This window comes from Methylacidimicrobium sp. B4 (assembly GCF_017310545.1).
GTDB lineage: Bacteria > Verrucomicrobiota > Verrucomicrobiia > Methylacidiphilales > Methylacidiphilaceae > Methylacidimicrobium.
In genome coordinates, this window is sequence record NZ_CP066203.1 from 579,079 (window position 1) to 596,996 (window position 17,918).

Sequence of the window (17,918 nt, forward strand, 5' to 3'; positions counted from 1 at the left end):
ATTCCACAGAACGCCCCTTTTCCCCTTTTCTTTCCCCTTTGCCCAGAAGGAATTCCCCTGCACGGAGTCCCAAAAACCTTAAAAGCCCCGATCGGCTTCGAGGAAGCCCTCGAGATGGCGCAGCCGGGTTGGATGACGCATCTTCCGAAGGGCCTTGGCCTCGATCTGCCGGATCCGCTCCCGCGTGACGCGGAACTGCCTGCCGACCTCCTCCAGCGTGCGGGGATAGCCGTCAAGCAGCCCGAACCGCTGCTCGATCACCGTCCGCTCCCGCTCCGTCAGGGTATGCAGCACGTCGCGGATCTTCTCCTTGAGCAACGAGTAAGCGGTCATCTCGGAGGGGTTTTCTGCCGACTTGTCCTCGATGAAGTCGCCGAAGGTCGTGTCGTCGCTCTCCCCGACCTGGCTTTGGAGAGAGATCGGCTGCTGCGCCATCTTGAGGATGGCTCGGATGCGATCGACGCTCAGCTGGATCTCGTCGGCGATCTCTTCCGGATTCGGCTCGCGGCCCAGCTCTTGGATCAGCTGCTTCTGCACCCGCATGAGCTTGTTGATCGTCTCGATCATGTGCACCGGGATTCGAATGGTACGCGCTTGATCGGCGATGCTTCGCGTGATCGCCTGGCGAATCCACCAGGTCGCGTAGGTCGAGAACTTGTAGCCGCGGCGATACTCGAACTTCTCGACCGCCTTCATCAGCCCCATGTTCCCCTCCTGGATGAGATCGAGGAAGGAGAGGCCGCGATTGGTGTATTTCTTCGCAATCGAGATCACGAGCCGGAGATTGGCCTCCACCATCTCGGTCTTGGCCCGCATCGCCTGATGCAACCACTTCTTGAGCTCGTTGTGCCTCTTCTTGAACTCCTCCACCCCGGCGTGAGCCTGCCTCTGGAACTGCTGCAGCTGCTCCTCCACCGCCGCAAGCGCCTCGGCGGTCTTGGCCCCTCGCCCCTGCGCCCGAAGCCGCTTCCGCTCGCTCTCCCAGCGGCAGATCTCCTGAAAGCGCTCCTCGCTAACCTGGACTAGGTCCTCGATGACCTTCTGCTTGAAGTAGAAGCGACGAAAGATCTTCTCCAGGGCCTGGTGCTGCTTTTCGAGATCCTTGGCCAGCTTCCCCTTCTCTTTCGAGCCGGCCGCCAATCCGCTCAGCCGGGCGTAGATCTCGTCGCTCTCCTCGATCTTCTCCTCAAGCTTGCTCATGAGGCCGGGCAGGACCTTCATGTAGGCCTCGCGCCCTTCGATGTGCTTGTCTTGAATGAGCCGGTCGAATCGTTCCCTTCCCTGCTCGAGCTTGCGGGCCAGCTGCAAGTATTCCCGCGCGATGAACCCGAAGCTATGAAGGCACTTCTGCACCATCAGCTCGGCATTCTCGATCCTCTTGGAAATTTCGACCTCTTCCTCCCGAGTCAGAAGGGGCACCTGGCCCATCTGCCGGAGGTACATCCGTACCGGGTCGTCGAGGATATCGAGCTTGGTCTCCTTTTCCTCGGGAACCACCCCCGTCTCCACCGGGGCCGGGCTCTTCTGCCGATCGACCTCCGAGCTCTCGATCACATCGATCTCGAGGCTCCGCAAGAACGCGATGATCGCTTCGATCTCGTCGGGTTGCGGCACGCAATCGGGGAGCGCCTCGTTGATGTCGTCGAAGGTGAGATAGCCCTGCTCCTTGGCGAGCTTGACCAGCGTTCGCAGCTTTTCCTGTCGCAGGGGCTCGTCGGACCAGATCTTGGCGAGCTTCTTGGCGAGTTGCTGCTCCTCGGCGACGAGCGGGGCCGACGGGACCGATGCCTGAGCGGGGCTGGCGGCAGAATGGCCGTTTTCCTCGGAGCTGCGAGCTTTGCTCAGGGTCGTGGAGCGAGCGGGGGAACCGGCGGAATTTCGGGAGAGAGAGGATGAGGACGGGGTTCGGGATACGATGGTTTTCTTGCTTCTTGGATTGCGCGGCATGGTCATGCTCGACTCATTTTCAGGGTTTCGACGACAACGAGACGGCCAAGGAAAGACAAAGTGAAAAAGGTTACTCGAGAGTCTTCCGCAAGTCAACGAGTTCCCTCAAGGCACCCTGCGCCTCGGAAGAGGCTCCTCCGGCTCGAACCCGCTCCTCGAGGAGGCAAATCCGCCTGCGCTTCCCCAGAAACTCGAGCCGCCGGCGGAGCGTACTCCAGCGTTCTTCCGGCTCGATCGAAGGGTCGACGAGCGGGGGACTCACCAGCAGGCCGATGACCCAGGCCCGTTCTTCCTCGGAAAGGGTGGGGAAGAGCGTCTCCGGATCCGGGCCGGACGACAGGATCTTCCGCACAAGCTCTCCTTCCTCGTTCTCCTCCAGCCACCGGAGGTCGAGCTCTGCGCGAACCCGCCCCAGGATTCCCGGCGCTTCGCAGAGCATCCAGATTAACTCCGTCAAGACGGCATCCCGCTTCACCAGGGGAGGGCTCTCGGGCCCCCCGCGCTCCCTGCTTGCCATGCCCGCCCTGCGAATCGCTTCCTCCAGGGCTCCGCGAGAGATTCCCAAGCGCGTCGCCACCTCCAGGGCAAAAGCTTCCCGACGGATCGGGTCGGAAATCCTGGCAAGCCAGACGGCCATCGATTGGGCCGCTTGGCTCCGGCCCCGGGGCAGCGCAAGGTCATTCTGGCGAACGGCTCGATCCAGGAGATGGGAGAGATAGGCGGGGGCCCCCTGCAGGATTTCCCGAAAGCGGCCAACCGCCGCCTCTCCGCCGCGGAGGAAGCTGTCCGGATCCTCGCCCGCGGGCAGAGAGGCCACGCGGACATCGAGCCCCGCCTCCGTCAGAATTTCGAGTCCCCGCACCGCAGCGCTCTCGCCCGCCCGATCGGCATCGAAGCAGACGATCACTTCATCGGCAAACCTCCGGAGAAGCCGGGCATGGTGCTCGGTGAGCGCCGTGCCCTGCACGGCAACAACGTTCGAAAAGCCCGCGGCATGGCAGCGGACCAGATCCATCGGCCCCTCGCAGAGAACCGCTCTCCCCTCCTGAACGATCGCCCGCTTGGCGCGATCCATGCCGAAGAGGACCTTGCCCTTGGTAAAGATCGGGGTCTCGGGAGAGTTGAGATACTTGGGTGTCGATCCGTCGGCCCCCACGCTCCGTCCACTGAAGCCGACGACCCTTCCCCCTTCCTCGGCGATCGGAAGGATCAGCCGGTCGCGGAATCGATCGTAGGGCCTCCCCTTCTCTCCGGGGACCACCAAGCCCGCCTCCACCAGCAGCTCGACCGGGTAGCCCCGCGAGGCACCCCACCGCAGGACGCCATCCCAGCGATTCGGTGCATATCCCATCCCGAATCCTTCCGCGACCTCCCGTGGGATGGCCCGGGATTCGAGGTAACGGCGGCCCGCTTCCCCTTCACCCTCCTTCCATAAGATTTCCCGCCACCAGTCGGCGACGGCCTTGTGAAGGGAAAAGAGGCGCTCGCGCGTCGAGGGGGCTCCCGCCTCTTTCCGAAAGCTCGCGGGCATTTCCATTCCGGCGCGCTCGGCCAACAGGCGTAAGGCGCCCAGAAAGTCGAGGCGCTCGTACTGCATCACAAAATCGAAAACCGTTCCCCCGTATCCGCTGCTGAAACACTTGAAAAGCTGCTTCTGAGGGTCGACAAAGAAAGAGGGCGTCCGCTCCGCGTTAAACGGAGAGAGAGCCTTGTATTTAGAGCCGGCTCGCTTTAGAGGAACATAATTGCCGATGACCTCCACAATGTCGCTGGCGGCGCGAACCGTTTCCACAAAATCCCGGAACGCCGGCATCCCCATCTCATTGGAATAAATCGGCTGCCGTGGCAAAACGCAAGGCCTACCCGAATCCCATGGGATACCTCCTTGTTCTCGCTGCCATCTTACTATTCTTATCATCCCCCGCTCATTCGAGAGCCTCCGGTTCGGCCGTGGTCATCGTCGAGCGGCCCTCCGTCATCCGCAACTTCTCCGCCGACCGCGCCGCGGTTCGGACCATGTTCCGCGACGCGCTCCTCCAATACACGAGGCAGGCTACGATGAAGGCCGCTTGGGCCAAGGTCGGCATCGCCCCGCAAGACATCGTCGGAATCAAGATTTCCGCATCGGGCGGTCCCGTCATGTCGAGCCGCAAGCCGCTGGTCGCCGCGATCGCCGAGAGCCTGGAGGAGGCGGGCGTGCCTCTCTACCAGATCGTCGTCTGGGACAAGCTGGAAGACGACTTGCGGGAAGCCGAATACTTCCCGCGGCCCGAAGGGGCGCCCTACCGCATCCGCTCGGTGATTCCGGAAACGGGTTTCGATGAGCATGTCTTCTACGTGAACGAAGTCCTTGGCCGCCTCATCTGGGGAGATCTCGCCTTTCGGGGGATCAAGCCCGGCGGCGGCCAGGCACAGCGCTCCCAGAAGCGCGGCGAGAAGCAGAGTGTTGCACAGATGTACGGCCAAGGCGTCTCGGCGGGCAGCCTGGAGAACCAGGTCAGCAACAAGTCCTACTATGCGCGGCTGCTCACGCAGATCTGCACCAAGATCATCAACGTGCCGGTCTGCACCGACCACAGCGGGGTCGGCTTCTACGGGAGCCTCGCCTCCCTCGCCCTCGGCATGGTCGACAACACCCGCCGGTTCCAGGGGGAGGGGAACTGGGGCGATCCGGCCATTGCGGAGATCCTCGACCGGCCTTTCGTCCGCAGCAAGGTCGTCCTCCACGTGATGGACGCGCTCATCGTCCAATATGCGGGCGGACCCGACTTCAGCCCGGAGTTCACCTATCCTCTCGGAGCGATCTACCTGAGCAGGGATCCCGTTGCGATCGACTCCCTGCTCGTCGGCCGCGTTGACGCGTGGCGCGTCGGCGCGCACATTCCTTCGCTCCAACCCATGATCCATTACATCCAGACCGCCGTCGAGTACGGGCTGGGCACCTCCGACCCCAAGGACATCCTGCTGATCCCCCTCCCATGAATCCCTCCTCTGATCCTGTCATCGACCGTCTCCAGTCCATCCTGGCCCGGCTCCGAGCCCCCGGCGGCTGCCCGTGGGACCGGGCGCAGACGCATCAGAGCATCAAGGGCCAGCTCCTGGAAGAGTGCTACGAGGTCCTGGAAGCGATCGACCGGAACTCACCGCAGGATCTCCAGGAGGAGCTCGGCGATCTCCTGCTCCATGTGCTCTTCCACTCCCAGATGGCCGGGGAGCGGGGCGCCTTCTCCTTCAACGACGTCGCCGAAGGCCTCTCGGACAAGCTCATCCGGCGCCATCCCCATGTCTTCGGGGATGCGAGTGCCAAGAGCGCGGAGGAGGTCATCATCCACTGGGAACGGAGCAAGCGGGAAGAGAAGCCCGAGCGGAAGAGCCTCTTCGACGGGATTCCTCGCGAGCTGCCCGCCCTCCTACGCGCCCAGAAGTACCAGAGCAAGGCGGCCAAGCTCGGCCTCGACTGGAACGATGCGGAGGGGCCCAGGGCGAAGATCGCCGAGGAGCTGGCCGAGGTGAACGATGCCCTAGCCGGGGGAGATCCCAAGCGGATCGAGGAGGAGGTTGGCGACCTGCTCTTTACCGTCGTCAACCTGGCCCGCCATCTCCACGTCAACGCGGAGTGCGCGCTCGGCGGGGCCGCCGGCCGCTTCCGGGCCCGGGTAGAGTTCATTGAAGAGGCATTGCGCCACCGTCCTCCCGGGAATCCCCCCGGGCTTGCCGAACTGGAGCTCCTCTGGGAACGGAGCAAAGAGGCTACCGGAGGATAGCGAAGCGCCCCCAATCCCTCTTGACTTCTTCCCCCCGCCCTCTCCCTTTTCGTCCATAAGATGATCCATGCCGTCCACGACCCCGTGAGCATCCACCGGCGCGCGATTGCGCTCGGCCGCCTGCTGGGATGGAGACGGGCCATCCTTCTCCGCATCCGGAACGACCCCGTGGAGGTGCTCTGCTCCCCGAGAGCGCCTGCCCGGGTGGGGAAACCCCGAATCCTCCTCTCGGCGGGGATTCACGGGGACGAGCCGGCCGGCGTGGAAGCCCTGCTTTCCTTCTTCGAGCAAAAGCCCCACTGGATCAGCCAGTTCGCCTTCACCCTGATTCCGCTGCTCAATCCCTGGGGGCTCCGCCACAACTCCCGCCTCAACGAACAGGGCCTCGACCTCAATCGTTCCTTTCACCGGGACGACCTGCCGCTGATCCGGGAGCTCTGCGCGCTCTACGCCCGCCGCGGGCCCTTCGATCTGGCGCTCCTCCTCCACGAGGACTACGATGCCTGCGGCGTCTATCTTTATGAGACGGGCCCCAGCGGCGAAGTCCGCTTCGGAGAAGAGATCCTCTCCCGAGTGAGCCCGTGGTGTCCGATCGACCCCCGGGACCGGATCGAAGGGCGGAAGCATCGGAACGGGATCCTCAACCGGCCCCTGCGAAAAAAGTGGTTCGAGAAGATGGGCCTGCCCGAGGCGGCCCATCTCCATTTCACAGGATGCCGGCGGGTCTTCACGATCGAGACTCCCTCCGAATTCGACGTCGGGTTGCGCGTGAAAGCGCACCGGGAAGCGATCGATGCGGCTCTCGGCCTGCTCGCCGCGAGCCGACCACCCGCCAACGCTCGCGCACGCGCTCTCGCCTCCCCTCACCGCAAGGACGCTATTTCCTCGCGCGCTCCTCTTCTCGCCACCTCTCCTGCGCCGAATGGGGAAAGTCGATCGGATCAATCTCGTAGCGCCTGACAAGGCTCTCGAAAAGAGCGAGCAGACGCTCGTGGATCCGTTGGGTAAAGGCGCAGCGATCCTCGCCCGGCCCGGAAGCAAACGGCTCTCCGAAGGAGACAAAGACGCGCGGTGGGCGGTGCCACGATCGGAGCTGATAGAGCCGGTCGGAGCCCACGACGACCGCCGGCAGAACGGGCGCTCTCGCCATCTGGGCGAGTGCGGCGGCACTCGGGCTCAGCTGGGCGCCGAGCAGGATCGAAGCCTTGCCATGGCGGATCCCGCGCTCGGGGAAGAGACCCACGACCCTTCCCTGCTTGAGCCGTTCGACCGCCGCCTTCGCCGCCCGGGCGTCCTGGCGGCTCCGATCGACCGGAATTACATTGAGCGCGCTCAGGATCTGCGCGAGAACCAGGTCGTTGAAGAGCTTCCCATCCGCCACATAGTCGATCGGCCGCGGGGACCGCATCCCAAGGAGAATCGGATCGAAATGGCTGATGTGGTTGGAGACCAGGAGGCAGCCGCCGCTCTTCGGGATCCGCTCGAGGCCTTCGATCGAGATTCGCCCGCTCCTCTGGAGCACGCGGAGGCAGATCGCGCCGCCAATGGCGAAAAAGCGATCCCTCCCCCCTTGCCCCAAACAGCCGTTGTTCCTTCGCCGGCCCTTGTCCGGCGAACCGTTTCGCGCTGCACGCCCCTCGGGAACAGAACCTTCTTCTCCCGGCCCTGCCAAATGCTCCTCTTCGATTCCCATTTTTTGGAGGAAAAACTTTGCCTTGCTATCGCGGGTCCGAACAAGCAAATCCTTTGCCTCGGAGAGCCCCAACCCATGCAAACGCCACCACCCACACTGGCGACCAAGCCCGCCGTCCTTTTCCTCTGCACCGGCAATTCCGCCCGGAGCGTTCTCGCTGAATTCCTCTTCCGCTCCCTCGCCAGAGACCGCTTCCGGGTCGAGAGCGCTGGCTCCCGCCCCACCGGCCGGGTCAACCCCCACGCCCTTTCCGTGCTGCGGAAAGTGTACGGTATCGACGCCTCATCGGCCCGCAGCAAGCGGATCGACGAGCTGCCGAGTGATCCGTTCGCGGCGGTGATCACCCTCTGCGACAGCGCCGCGGCCGAATGCCCCATCTGGCCCTATCCGGCCGCCCGCTCTCACTGGCCCTTTCCCGATCCGGCGGCCGTCGAGGGAACCCCTGAGGAGAAGGAGCGGGCCTTTGCCGACGTCGCCCGCGCGCTCGAGGGACGTTTCCGCAGTCTCCTGGCACTTCCCGTGGAAACGCTCTCCCGTTCCCAGCTCGAGGCCGAGCTGCGGAAGCTCTCCTCGTAGGGCGCAGGGCGGATCCGCGAGCCTTGCCGAACCGATCGCCCGCGCGCCCTCGTTCTCCGCACCCTTGCCGCGCGCCATCGCCCCCAAGCATGGTGGGAGCGGCAGGTAGCAGGCCGCCTTTTCCGCAACGACTCTCCGCCCGCACACGGGCAGGGGTTGGCTCGCGCCTCCCGAAGGACAGGATGGGGAGCTCGTCCACGGGAATCTCGTTACGACTGAAGAAATCCACCGCTTCGCCGAGAACCCGGAGAAACTAGACGTTCCCCGTGCGCCATCCTGGTCGCCAGGCTAGGCCAAGCCGAGTTAGACGAGCTCAATGAGAGCAGAATGTCCGGGAGCTGCAGCCAGGCGTGCGTCCCGAGTCAGAAGGGGCGCTCGAAGCGCCTCGGCAAGAGCCACGTAGATCGCGTCATAGACGGTGAGGTTCGGATAGAGCTCCCATGCCCTGCCAAGGAGAGGAAGGTGTGGATATCGTTCGATGGGAAGGTCGCTCAAATCGGTGAGAGCTTCCTTCCCTCGGCGTCTGCTCATCACGCGACGGAGACAGTATCTTCGACAAACCTGGGCCACTTCCAGATCCAAAAGATGGGGAGCGTGCATCGATTCGTCCGGATGGAAGATTCGTTCCTCAATGGTCCTCCCCTGCGCGGTGCGAAGCAGAACCTCTAGAACGGCGGAAGCGTCGAGGACGATCATCGTCCATCGCGTTCCTTCCGAACCGCTTCGGCGGGAGAAGGAGAAGGGACCACCCGAGAACGCCGCTGCAAACGCTTCCGCAGCTCCTCTGGAGTCGGTCGATCGGCGATCCGTTGGATTTCGCGAACGAGATATTCCGATAGAGAGGTGGCCAGCAAAGCCGACCGAGCCTTGAGCTTCCGGTGCAGACTCTCGGGCACGTTCCGCAACTGGATCATCTTTGACACGATGAGAGCATGCTTTCATGTGCCGCACATGTCAAGGAGCGCTAGCGCGGAGCAGAGTGCCTCGATCGTCCCGGAACGCTCTTCCCAGCCGGCGAGAAGGAAAAGGGATGGAACGGAGATCCAGACCTTAGCCCGCCGCTCGCGGGTCGGAGCGATCGATCAACTCCCGCAGCGGTGCGATGCCGACCGGCTCCCGCTCCAAGAGCGGAACCAGGGCGAAACGCTTGGCGTGAACCGCCGCCACGGCGTCGATCTCGCGCCATTCGCTCTGCGCACGCTGCCGCAGCAAGGGCGAACGCGGGTTCGCCGCCGCAACGCTGCTGTTCACAATCCATGCCCACGGCTCGATGCCGGCACGGCGAAGGTCGGCTTGCAAGCCCGCGGCTTCGAGCACGGGTGTCGTCTCGGCCAACGTGACGATCAACACCTTCGTCTGTCTCGGATCCTGCAGCCGCATGAGCGGGGTCGTGCAAGAGGTCCCGCGTTTTTCCTTCTGGCGGATGACCTCGCGGTGATAGGCGCCGGTCGCATCGAGCAAGAGGAGCGTGTGGCCCGTGGGGGCGGTGTCGAGGATGACGAACTTCTCCTCCGCCTCCTGCAGGATGCGAGAGAAGGCTTGGAAGACCGCAACCTCCTCCGTGCAAGGCGACCGCAGGTCCTCCTCGAGCAGGGCGCGCCCCGCGGCGTCGAGGTGGGTACCCTTGGCCTCCAGCACCTCCTTGCGGTACCGCTCGGCCTCCTCGCGCGGGTCGATGCGACTGACCATGAGCCGGGAGGAAGCGTCTCCCAGCGTCTCGGTCAAGTGGGCCGCCGGATCGGAGGTGGTCAGATGGACGGGAAAGCCGCGGCGCGCCAGCTCGACCGCGAATGCGGCCGCAAGCGTGGTCTTTCCGACCCCGCCCTTGCCCAGGAACATCACGAGCCCCCGGCCGTCGGCGGCGATCCCTTCGAGCAGGGCGGAGAGCGCAGGGGAGCTCGGGCGGACCAGTTCCGTCGCCTCCAGTAACTCCACCCTTGGCCCCTTTCCCTTCAGCAGCCGCCGCAGCGGATCGAGCCCGACGAGGTTGAACGGCTGAAGGGGAATCTCCTCCCGCGGCAAGGCACGGAGCGCCTCGGGCATCCGGCGAAGCGCGTCCTGCTCCCGCCGCCGGATCGAGGCGGCGAGTCGATCCTCTTGCGCTTCGTCCGAAGGGAAGATCCCGTTGACGACCAGGTGCTGCTGCCGGAGGCCAATCGCCGCCAGCTCTTCCCGCGTGCGGGCGACCTCCCGTAATGCGGCTTCCTGGGCGCGCGTGACCAGGACCAATCGAGTGCGCCCCGGGTCGGCCAACGCCTCGACGGCGGCCTTGTACTGGTTGCGCTGCCTGCCGAGCCCCGCCATCGGCCCCAGGCAGGAGACCCCCCCTTTTCCCGCCTCGAGGAATCCGCTCCAAGCGCTGGGGAGCTGCAGCAGCCGAATCGTATGCCCCGTAGGCGCGGTATCAAAGAGAACATGGTCAAAGCCCGCCGTCCGCTCCGAGTCGGTCAGCAGCACGGTGAACTCGTCAAAGGCGGCGATCTCGGTCGTGCATGCCCCGGAAAGCTGCTCCTCGATCCCCCGGACCACCGGCTCGGGCAAGTGGCCGCGGACGGGGCCGACGATCCTCTCCCGATAGGCGCGGGCCGCCTCCTGGGGGTCGATTTCCAGCGCGGAAAGATGAGCCACCGCGGGAACGGCCGCGATCCGGTGACCGATGGAGAAGCTGAACACCTGCCCCACGTTCGAGGCCGGGTCGGTGCTGACCAGAAGGACCCGCTTGCCTTCCTCCGCCAGATACACGGCCGAGGCGCAGGCCAGAGAGGTCTTGCCGACCCCACCCTTCCCCGTAAAGAAGAGGAAGCGGGGTGGATCTTCGAGAAAGCGCATGGAGGACGGGCGGCTTCAGCAGCAGGAACAGTGTCCGGAGCCGCAATCCTCCTCCGGCTCCTCCCCGACCTCCTCCGCCAGGCCCGCCCAGCGGGCCAGCTCGGAACGGCTAGGGTAGCGACCGGCCAAGGCCACTTCGCCTCCAACCAGAACCAGGGGAAGCGCCTCTTGGCCGGAACGCTCGAGGAAGGCCCTCACCGTGGCGTTCTCGGCAAAGGCGATCGGCTCTTGGGCGAGATTCCGCCGCTCGATCGGCGCCCCGTTCCGCTTCGCCCACTCCACATCGGCGGCGAAGTCGACCAGCACCTGGTCGACCTCGGCACCACAGACTCCCGTGCTGCAACAGAGCGGCGGCTCAAAAATTTCGATCGTTGTCATCTCTCTTCCTTTCCTGGTTTTTCCTCTTCCCTGCTTTCTTGCGTTCCGCGCGACCCTCCAGCCGAGCCTCGCAGGATTTTCCTTCCCCTTCCTTCTCCTCGCCCTTCGGCCTTACCGGCCGACCGGACACCCCACCCCTTCGTACCAGGCCTTGGTGCCGAGGCAGAGCCGACAGACCGAAAGCATGACCGGCACCTCGACCAGCACCCCGACCACGGTCGCCAGCGCCGCGGGGGAGGTCGGACCGAAGAGCGTGATCGCAACGGCGACCGCAAGCTCGAAGAAGTTGCTCGCCCCGATCAGCGCACCGGGGGAGGCGACGTTGTGCGGCACCCGAAACCAGCGCATGAGCAGATAGGTGAGCCCCGAGTTGGCATAAACTTGGAAGAGGATCGGAATCGCCAGAAGCCCGACGGCAATCCAGTTGGTCAGGATGTTCTCCGACTGGAAGGCAAAGATCAGCACCAGGGTCGCAAGCAGGGCAAGAGTCGTCACTGGCTTGAAGCGCGCTAGAAACGCGCTCTCGAACCAGGCAAGGCCCTTGAGCCGGATTACGAGGCTGCGGCTGATCCAGCCCGCAGCCAGCGGAATCACGATAAAGGCGACGACCGAGGTGAGCAGCACCTCCTTCGGAACGACGATCCCGCTCACCCCGACCAGGAACATCACGATCGGGGCAAAGGCAACGGTCATGATCAGGTCGTTGATCGCCACCTGCGCCAAGGTGTAGGCCGCGTCGCCATCGGTCAGATAGCTCCAGACAAAGACCATCGCCGTACAGGGCGCGGCCGCCAGGATGATCAGGCCCGCCAGGTAGTTGCGTGCGGTCGCCGGGTCGATCCAGTGGAGGACCGAAGAAAAGAGCCCGACGACAAAGAGCGATCCAAAGAAAGCCATGCTGAAAGGCTTGACCAGCCAGTTGACGAACAGGGTCACCGCCAGCCCTTTTGGCCTCCGGGCGACCCCACGAAGCCCGCCGAAGTCGATCTTGAGCATCATCGGAAAGATCATGAGCCAGATCAGCACCGTGATCGGGACATTGACGTGGCTCCCTCCCAGCTCCAGGGAGCTCAGCTGGCGAGTCGCATCGGGAAAGAGCTTCCCAATGGCCACGCCAAGGACCATGCAGGCCGCCACCCAGAGGGTGAGATACCGCTCGAAGAAGTCGATTCGCTTGCTTGACCTTGTCTTCATAATCTATTATTGAGCAATAAGAAGCGATTCTCTCTGCATCTTACAGTTCTACAATACTAGAATTATGAGAACGAGTCAAGCGGTCGAAGTGCTCGCAGCGCTCGGGCAGGAGACGCGGCTCGACATCTTCCGGCTGCTGATCCAAGCGGGCCCTGCCGGGCTGCCGGCCGGGGAGATCGCGGCTCGGCTCAAGGTTCCGCTGGCTACCCTCTCCTTCCACCTCCAGCATCTGAGGCATGCGCGGCTGGCGAGCTCGCGAAAGCGGGGGAAGCTGGTGCTCTACTCTCCCAACTTCGCGACCGTCGACCGGCTGATCAGCTATCTGCTCCGCGACTGCTGTGGCCGGCCGAGCGTGGCGCGGGAGCTCTGCGGGGAGGCAGTCCGCCGGCCCAAGGCCGGCGCCAACCCGGGTGCGAGCGCGGGCTCCCCAAGCCCGTGATCCGCCGGCGAGGAATCGAAGGCGCCTGCCGTCGCTACGGCGCAAAGGAAGCCGAGCCGGAGAGAGCGTCGGGAAGCCGCTCCAGATACTCGTCGCGGCTGATATCGATCGCACCCATCTGGCGGGTGGTTGGCGTCGCCACCTGGGTGTCGAAGAGCCGGAAGCCGCGCTCGATCAGGCGATCGACCGTGAAGACCAGGGCGGCCTTCGAGGCGTCGGAGACCAGGTGGAACATCGATTCGCCGGCGAAGAAGCCCCCGATCGCCACGCCGTAGAGCCCCCCGACGAGCTCGCCATCCTGCCAGACTTCGACGCTGTGGGCATACCCTTGCCGATGAAGCTCGCAGTAGGCCTTGATGAACCGCGGGCTAATCCAGGTGTGCTCCCGCCCGAGGGCCGGGCGCGCGCAGCCGCGGATCACCTCGGTGAAGGCCTGGTTGACCGTAAAGGAGAACTTCCCTTGCCGCAGCTTCTGCGAGAGCCGACGAGGAACATGGAACTGATCCATCTCGAAGACCGCCCGCGGATCGGGTGACCACCAGGTCAGCGGCCGATCCGTCCATGGAAAGATGCCCGACCGGTAGCCCGCGAGGAGGCGGCCGACCGAGAGATCCCCGCCGACCGCCACCAGGCCGTCGGGATCGGCGCGGGAGACATCCGGAAAATGGATGCGAAAGAGGTTCAGGATGATCGCAGCCACGGCGCTATTTTAAAGAAAAGTTCGTGGTTCAAAACAACTCTTAATTTCATCACAGCGCAAGCTCACCCCCGGCCAGGAGGGCTTGGCGGAGCGCGTCGAGGGCGGCCTGAGAGGCAAGCCGCTTCACCATGCTCCGATCCCCCGGAAAGGTTTTCCGGAAGGAATGGACCTTTTCCTTGGTCGCCAACCCGAACCAGACCAGCCCGACGGGCTTTTCTGCCGTGCCTCCCGCGGGTCCGGCGATCCCGGTTACCGCAACCGCCAAGTCGGCCCCGCTCCGCCGCGAGGCTCCGAGGGCCATCGCCTCGGCGACCGCAGCGCTCACCGCTCCATGGGCCGCAAGCAGCTCCCGATCGACTCCCAGCTCCGCTACTTTTGCCTCGTTCGCATAGGCGATCCAGCCGAAAGTGAAGGCCTCGGAGCTCCCCGGCACGTCGGTCAACCGATGGCTCACGAGCCCTCCGGTGCATGACTCCGCCGTTGCGATCGTCTTTCCGGAACGAGTCGCCAGCCCGACTACCGCCGCTTCCAGGGTCGTTCCATCTTCTCCAAAGAGGGCCGAGCCGAGCCGCTTCTTGACCAGGGCTTCCGCCTGATCCAGGACCGATGCCTCGGAATGGCCGATCCGAAGCTCCACCTCTCCCGCTCGCTCGCAGTAGCCGATCTCCCGGATCCCCAGGGCACGCAAACCTTCCTCGACCCGCTCCTGCACCTCCCATTCTCCCAAGCCGACGCTCCACCAGGAGCGCCAGAGAAACACCTGCCCCTCGGCGCGGGCGCGGAGCCAAGGGACGACCGCCGCGCGCCACATCGGCACAAGCTCCCGGGGTGGACCGGGCAGGAGAAACATCGCCAGCCTTCCTTTCTGGACAAAAAGGCCCGGGGCCGTTCCGACGGAGTTCCAGAGGATCTGCGCTCCCTTGGGAACCATCGCCTGCCGTCGGATGGTCTCCGGGAGTGCCGCGATCCCCTTGGCGGCGCAAAAAGCGCGGATCCGCGCATCGACCGCCTCCTGGAACTCGAGCTCCCGGCCGATCGCCTCTGCCGCCGCCTCCCGCGTGTTATCGTCCGAGGTGACTCCCAAGCCCCCCGTCACCAGCACGACATCAGAACGAAAGAGGGCGTCCTCGAGGACGCGCCGAACGACCGCGCCGTCGGGCACGACCGTCTGCCGCTCCAGCCGCAGCCCAAGCGTCCGGAGCTCCCTCCCCACAAATGCCAGATGCGCCTCCGTCACCTCGCCCAACAGGAGCTCGGTTCCGGTGCTCACCAGTTCGACGGTCATCGGGTCCCTCCGCTAGCCGGCCTCTCTCGATCGGAGGAGATCAGGACTTCTTCTTCTCGCCCTTCCCGCGCGGCGGAGGAAAGGACTGACCCGCAAGAAGAGAGACCTTGATGCAGGTCTTCTCTCCCAGGGCGCCGCAGCAGTTCTTGAACTTCTTCGTCGGATCGAGCGGGCAGGGGTCGTTGCGACCCATCTTGGGACCGCTGCGGCTGATCGGCACGATCGGATGGTCGTGGTGCGCCGCTTCCGCCTCCGGTGCCGCACCCTTCGGCTCGGGAGCGGCCCCTGCCTCGCCGTCCGAAAGGTCGGGCCGCACCAGCTGCTGCGGCAAAGACGAGAGGAAGCGCTCGAAGGCGAGCACGCTCGACGCCGACCGGAAGAGATTCTGGACGATCTCCCGCTTGATCCTCCCCATCAGATCCTGAAAGAGAGCATAGGCCTCCTGCTTGTACTCGATCAGCGGATCCTTCTGGCCGTAGGCGCGCAGACCGATCCCGCCCCGCAGCCCGTCCATCGCGTAGAGATGCTCCTGCCAGAGGCGATCGATCGCGGACAGGGCCGTGATCCGCTCAAGCTCCTGGAGCGATGCGGGATCTTCGTACTTCACCTTGAGCTCGTAGGACTGCTGGACCCGTTCGAGGATCTTCTGCGCGGCAGCCTCGGGATCGCCATCACCCAGGTCCTCCTTGCGCATCCCCACCGGGAAGGTGGCGTTCGCCCATCCGAGCAGCCCGTCGAGATCGGCCACCCCGCCTTCCAGCCGCGCGTGCGCCTCCTCCCGCACGACCTCGCCCAGAACATCGAAGAGCTCCTTTCGCGGCTCCTCGGCCTCCAGGATCTGGTCGCGGAAGTTGTAGATCACCTCCCGCTGGAGGTTCATCACATCGTCATACTGGAGGGTGTGCTTCCGAATGCTGTAGTTGCGCTGCTCGACCCGCTTCTGGGCGGTGGCCACCGCCTTCGTGAGCCAGGGATGCTCGAGCTCCTCGTCCTCCTTCATCCCCAGGCGAGTCAACAGGCCGGCGATCCGGCGGGAGTCACCGAAGTTGCGCATGAGATCATCTTCCAGGGAAATGAAGAACTTCGAGTTCCCGGGATCCCCCTGACGGGCGCAGCGTCCCCGGAGCTGGAGGTCGATGCGTCGGGCCTCATGCCGCTCGGTTCCGAGGACGAAGAGCCCTCCCAAACCGTGCACCCCCTCCCCGAGCTTGATGTCGGTTCCTCTTCCCGCCATGTTCGTGGCGATGGTCACCATTCCCCGCAGGCCCGCCCGAGCGACGATCTCGGCCTCCTGCTGGTGGTATTTCGCGTTGAGCACGCTGTGAGGGATCCCCTCCCGCTTGAGCATCCGGCTCAGGAGCTCGGAGGACTCGACCGAGATCGTTCCGACCAGGACCGGCTCCCCTTTTCCGTGGAGCTCCCGGATCTTCTCCACGATCGCATGGTATTTTGCCCGCCGCGTCTTGAAGATGCTATCGTCCATATCCTCCCGAACGCAGGGACGATTGGTCGGGATCGCCACCACGTCGAGCTTGTAGATATCGTGGAGCTCGTTGGCCTCGGTCGCCGCGGTTCCCGTCATCCCGGCGAGCTTGGCATAGAGCCGGAAGTAGTTCTGGATGGTAATCGTCGCAAGGGTCTGCGTCTCCCGGTCGATGTGGACGCCCTCCTTCGCCTCGATCGCCTGGTGGAGACCGTCGCTCCAGCGGCGGCCCGGCATCAGCCTCCCGGTATACTCGTCCACGATGATCACCTTGTTGTCCTGGACGACGTAGTGAACGTCCTTCTCGTAGAGGCAGTATCCGCGCAGGAGCTGGGCGATCGTGTGGATCCGCTCGCTCGATTCTTCGTACCGCTTCTGAGCCTCCTGGCGCTTTCGCTCCTTCTCTTCCTCGCTGAGCGCCACATCCTTCCCGATCGCGTCGAAGAGCGTGGCGAGATCCGGCGGGGCGAAATAGTCGGGGTCGTCCGGGCTCAGGAACTTCCGCCCGCGCTCGCTCAAATCGGCCTCGTGGTTCTTTTCGTCGATCGCAAAGAAGAGCTCCTCCTTGATCTGGTAGAGCTCGATGCGCCGGGAGTCCTGATAGAGAGCCAGCTCCGCATCCTCCATCATCCGGCGGGCTTCTCCCTCTTCCAGGATCTTGAGAAGCTGCTTGTTGCGCGGCATCCCGAGCTTGATCTTGAAGAGGATCCGACCGATCTCCTCCCGGGGGCGGCCTTCGGCCAAGGCTTTTTGCGCCTCCTCGGCGAGCCGGGCGCACTCGATCATCTGTTGCTGCACCAGGCGCGCGACCGGACCCCGGTAGCGCTCGTACTCCCCGGTCGAGGCGACGGTCGCCGGGCCCGAGATGATCAAAGGGGTGCGGGCCTCGTCGATCAGGATGCTGTCGACCTCGTCGATGATGGCGTAGGGATGGCCCCGCTGGACCTTCTCCTCCCGGCTCGTCACGACGCTGTTGTCGCGCAGGTAGTCGAAGCCAAACTCGCTGTTGGTCCCATAGACGATGTCGCAAGCATACTGCCGCCTCCGCTCCTCGAAGGACTGTCCCTGCTGCAGGCAGCCGACGGTGAGGCCGAGAAAGCGATAGATCTCGCCCATCCACTCGCTGTCGCGCGCCGCCAGGTAGTCGTTGACCGTCACGACGTGGACACCCTTCCCGGTCAGGGCGTTCAAGTAGACGGGAAGGGTTCCCACCAGGGTCTTCCCCTCGCCGGTCGCCATCTCCGCGATCTTCCCTTGGTGCAGGACGATCCCGCCGACCAGCTGCACATCAAAGGGGATCATCTCCCAGGAGATCCTGTGGCCCCGCACCTCGACTACCTTCCGAGCCTCGGTGAAGCGGCGGCAGACGTTCTTCACGACCGCAAAAGCCTCCGGCAGCAAGTCCTCGAGCGTCTCTCCCGCAGCGAGCCGCTTCCGGAACTCGACCGTCTTCTGCTGGATCTCCGCGTCGGGCAGAGCACGCAACTGCTCTTCGAAGCGATTGATCTCCGCCACGCGCGGCCAGATCCGCGCCACCTCCCTCCGGTTCTTCGAACCGAAGAGCATCTCCAGGATCTTCTTCAACATCAGAAAGACTCTATGCAAACGAGGAAGCTCGCACAAGGGGCGA

General features: G+C 64.4%; 15 protein-coding genes. 5 read left to right on the forward strand and 10 right to left on the reverse strand.

All coding sequences use genetic code 11. From position 1 onward, the window contains the following. Positions 1-78: 78 nt before the first annotated feature. Both rpoD and dnaG read right to left on the reverse strand, forming a co-directional pair. Positions 79-1,947, reverse strand: coding sequence for an RNA polymerase sigma factor RpoD (gene rpoD / locus MacB4_RS02870; protein ID WP_370569416.1), 1,869 nt, complete (start codon positions 1,945-1,947; stop codon positions 79-81). A gap of 70 nt (positions 1,948-2,017) precedes the next feature. Then, complete coding sequence (gene dnaG / locus MacB4_RS02875; RefSeq protein WP_242529295.1) at positions 2,018-3,760, reverse strand: DNA primase; 1,743 nt, start codon at positions 3,758-3,760, stop codon at positions 2,018-2,020. Positions 3,761-3,789: 29 nt separating this feature from the next. Between dnaG and MacB4_RS02880 the strand changes: the two genes are divergently transcribed. The 3 genes from MacB4_RS02880 to MacB4_RS02890 are packed head-to-tail and all read left to right on the forward strand — an operon-like array spanning position 3,790 to position 6,671. Further along, positions 3,790-4,929: a DUF362 domain-containing protein gene (locus tag MacB4_RS02880; RefSeq protein WP_242529296.1), complete on the forward strand. Its 1,140-nt coding sequence runs from the start codon at positions 3,790-3,792 to the stop codon at positions 4,927-4,929. Then, on the forward strand, positions 4,926-5,711 hold the full coding sequence (mazG, locus tag MacB4_RS02885; protein WP_206864370.1) for a nucleoside triphosphate pyrophosphohydrolase: 786 nt from the start codon (positions 4,926-4,928) through the stop codon (positions 5,709-5,711). The genes MacB4_RS02880 and mazG overlap by 4 nt, the downstream gene beginning before the upstream one ends. Positions 5,712-5,771: 60 nt before the next feature. Further along, complete coding sequence (locus MacB4_RS02890; RefSeq protein WP_242529297.1) at positions 5,772-6,671, forward strand: M14 family metallocarboxypeptidase; 900 nt, start codon at positions 5,772-5,774, stop codon at positions 6,669-6,671. Here MacB4_RS02890 and MacB4_RS02895 read toward each other — a convergent pair. Continuing rightward, positions 6,589-7,290, reverse strand: a complete 702-nt coding sequence (locus MacB4_RS02895) for a 1-acyl-sn-glycerol-3-phosphate acyltransferase (protein ID WP_242529298.1) — start codon at positions 7,288-7,290, stop codon at positions 6,589-6,591. The two genes, MacB4_RS02890 and MacB4_RS02895, sit on opposite strands and share 83 nt — an antisense overlap. 189 nt (positions 7,291-7,479) lie before the next feature. Here MacB4_RS02895 and MacB4_RS02900 point away from each other — a divergent pair, with 189 nt between their 5' ends. Next, a complete protein-coding gene (locus MacB4_RS02900) occupies positions 7,480-7,980 on the forward strand; it encodes an arsenate reductase ArsC (RefSeq protein ID WP_206864372.1) in 501 nt (166 codons plus the stop codon). 303 nt (positions 7,981-8,283) lie between these two features. On the opposite strand, the gene MacB4_RS02905 is transcribed toward MacB4_RS02900, so the two are convergent. From MacB4_RS02905 to arsB, 4 genes are all read right to left on the reverse strand, one after another. Continuing rightward, entirely contained in the window at positions 8,284-8,676 is a 393-nt protein-coding gene (locus MacB4_RS02905) for a type II toxin-antitoxin system VapC family toxin (protein ID WP_206864373.1), read from the reverse strand. A gap of 354 nt (positions 8,677-9,030) precedes the next feature. Further along, positions 9,031-10,809, reverse strand: coding sequence for an arsenical pump-driving ATPase (gene arsA, locus MacB4_RS02910; RefSeq protein ID WP_206864374.1), 1,779 nt, complete (start codon positions 10,807-10,809; stop codon positions 9,031-9,033). Between the two features lie 15 nt (positions 10,810-10,824). Next, positions 10,825-11,187 carry an arsenite efflux transporter metallochaperone ArsD gene (gene arsD, locus MacB4_RS02915; protein WP_206864375.1) on the reverse strand — a complete coding sequence of 121 codons (363 nt, stop codon included), beginning with the start codon at positions 11,185-11,187 and terminating at the stop codon, positions 10,825-10,827. A 111-nt stretch (positions 11,188-11,298) separates the two neighbouring features. After that, on the reverse strand, positions 11,299-12,381 hold the full coding sequence (gene arsB, locus MacB4_RS02920; protein WP_206864376.1) for an ACR3 family arsenite efflux transporter: 1,083 nt from the start codon (positions 12,379-12,381) through the stop codon (positions 11,299-11,301). A gap of 64 nt (positions 12,382-12,445) precedes the next feature. On the opposite strand from arsB, the gene MacB4_RS02925 reads away from it, so the two are divergent. Further along, complete coding sequence (locus tag MacB4_RS02925) at positions 12,446-12,820, forward strand: helix-turn-helix transcriptional regulator (protein ID WP_206864377.1); 375 nt, start codon at positions 12,446-12,448, stop codon at positions 12,818-12,820. A gap of 34 nt (positions 12,821-12,854) precedes the next feature. On the opposite strand, the gene aat is transcribed toward MacB4_RS02925, so the two are convergent. Genes aat through secA form a run of 3 tightly spaced genes read right to left on the reverse strand, consistent with a single transcriptional unit; the run spans position 12,855 to position 17,875 of the window. Then, on the reverse strand, positions 12,855-13,520 hold the full coding sequence (aat, locus tag MacB4_RS02930; RefSeq protein WP_206864378.1) for a leucyl/phenylalanyl-tRNA--protein transferase: 666 nt from the start codon (positions 13,518-13,520) through the stop codon (positions 12,855-12,857). A 49-nt stretch (positions 13,521-13,569) separates the two neighbouring features. Beyond that, positions 13,570-14,805, reverse strand: coding sequence for a competence/damage-inducible protein A (locus tag MacB4_RS02935; protein WP_206864379.1), 1,236 nt, complete (start codon positions 14,803-14,805; stop codon positions 13,570-13,572). 40 nt (positions 14,806-14,845) lie between these two features. After that, positions 14,846-17,875, reverse strand: a complete 3,030-nt coding sequence (secA, locus tag MacB4_RS02940) for a preprotein translocase subunit SecA (protein WP_206864380.1) — start codon at positions 17,873-17,875, stop codon at positions 14,846-14,848. Between the last annotated feature and the right edge of the window lie 43 nt (positions 17,876-17,918).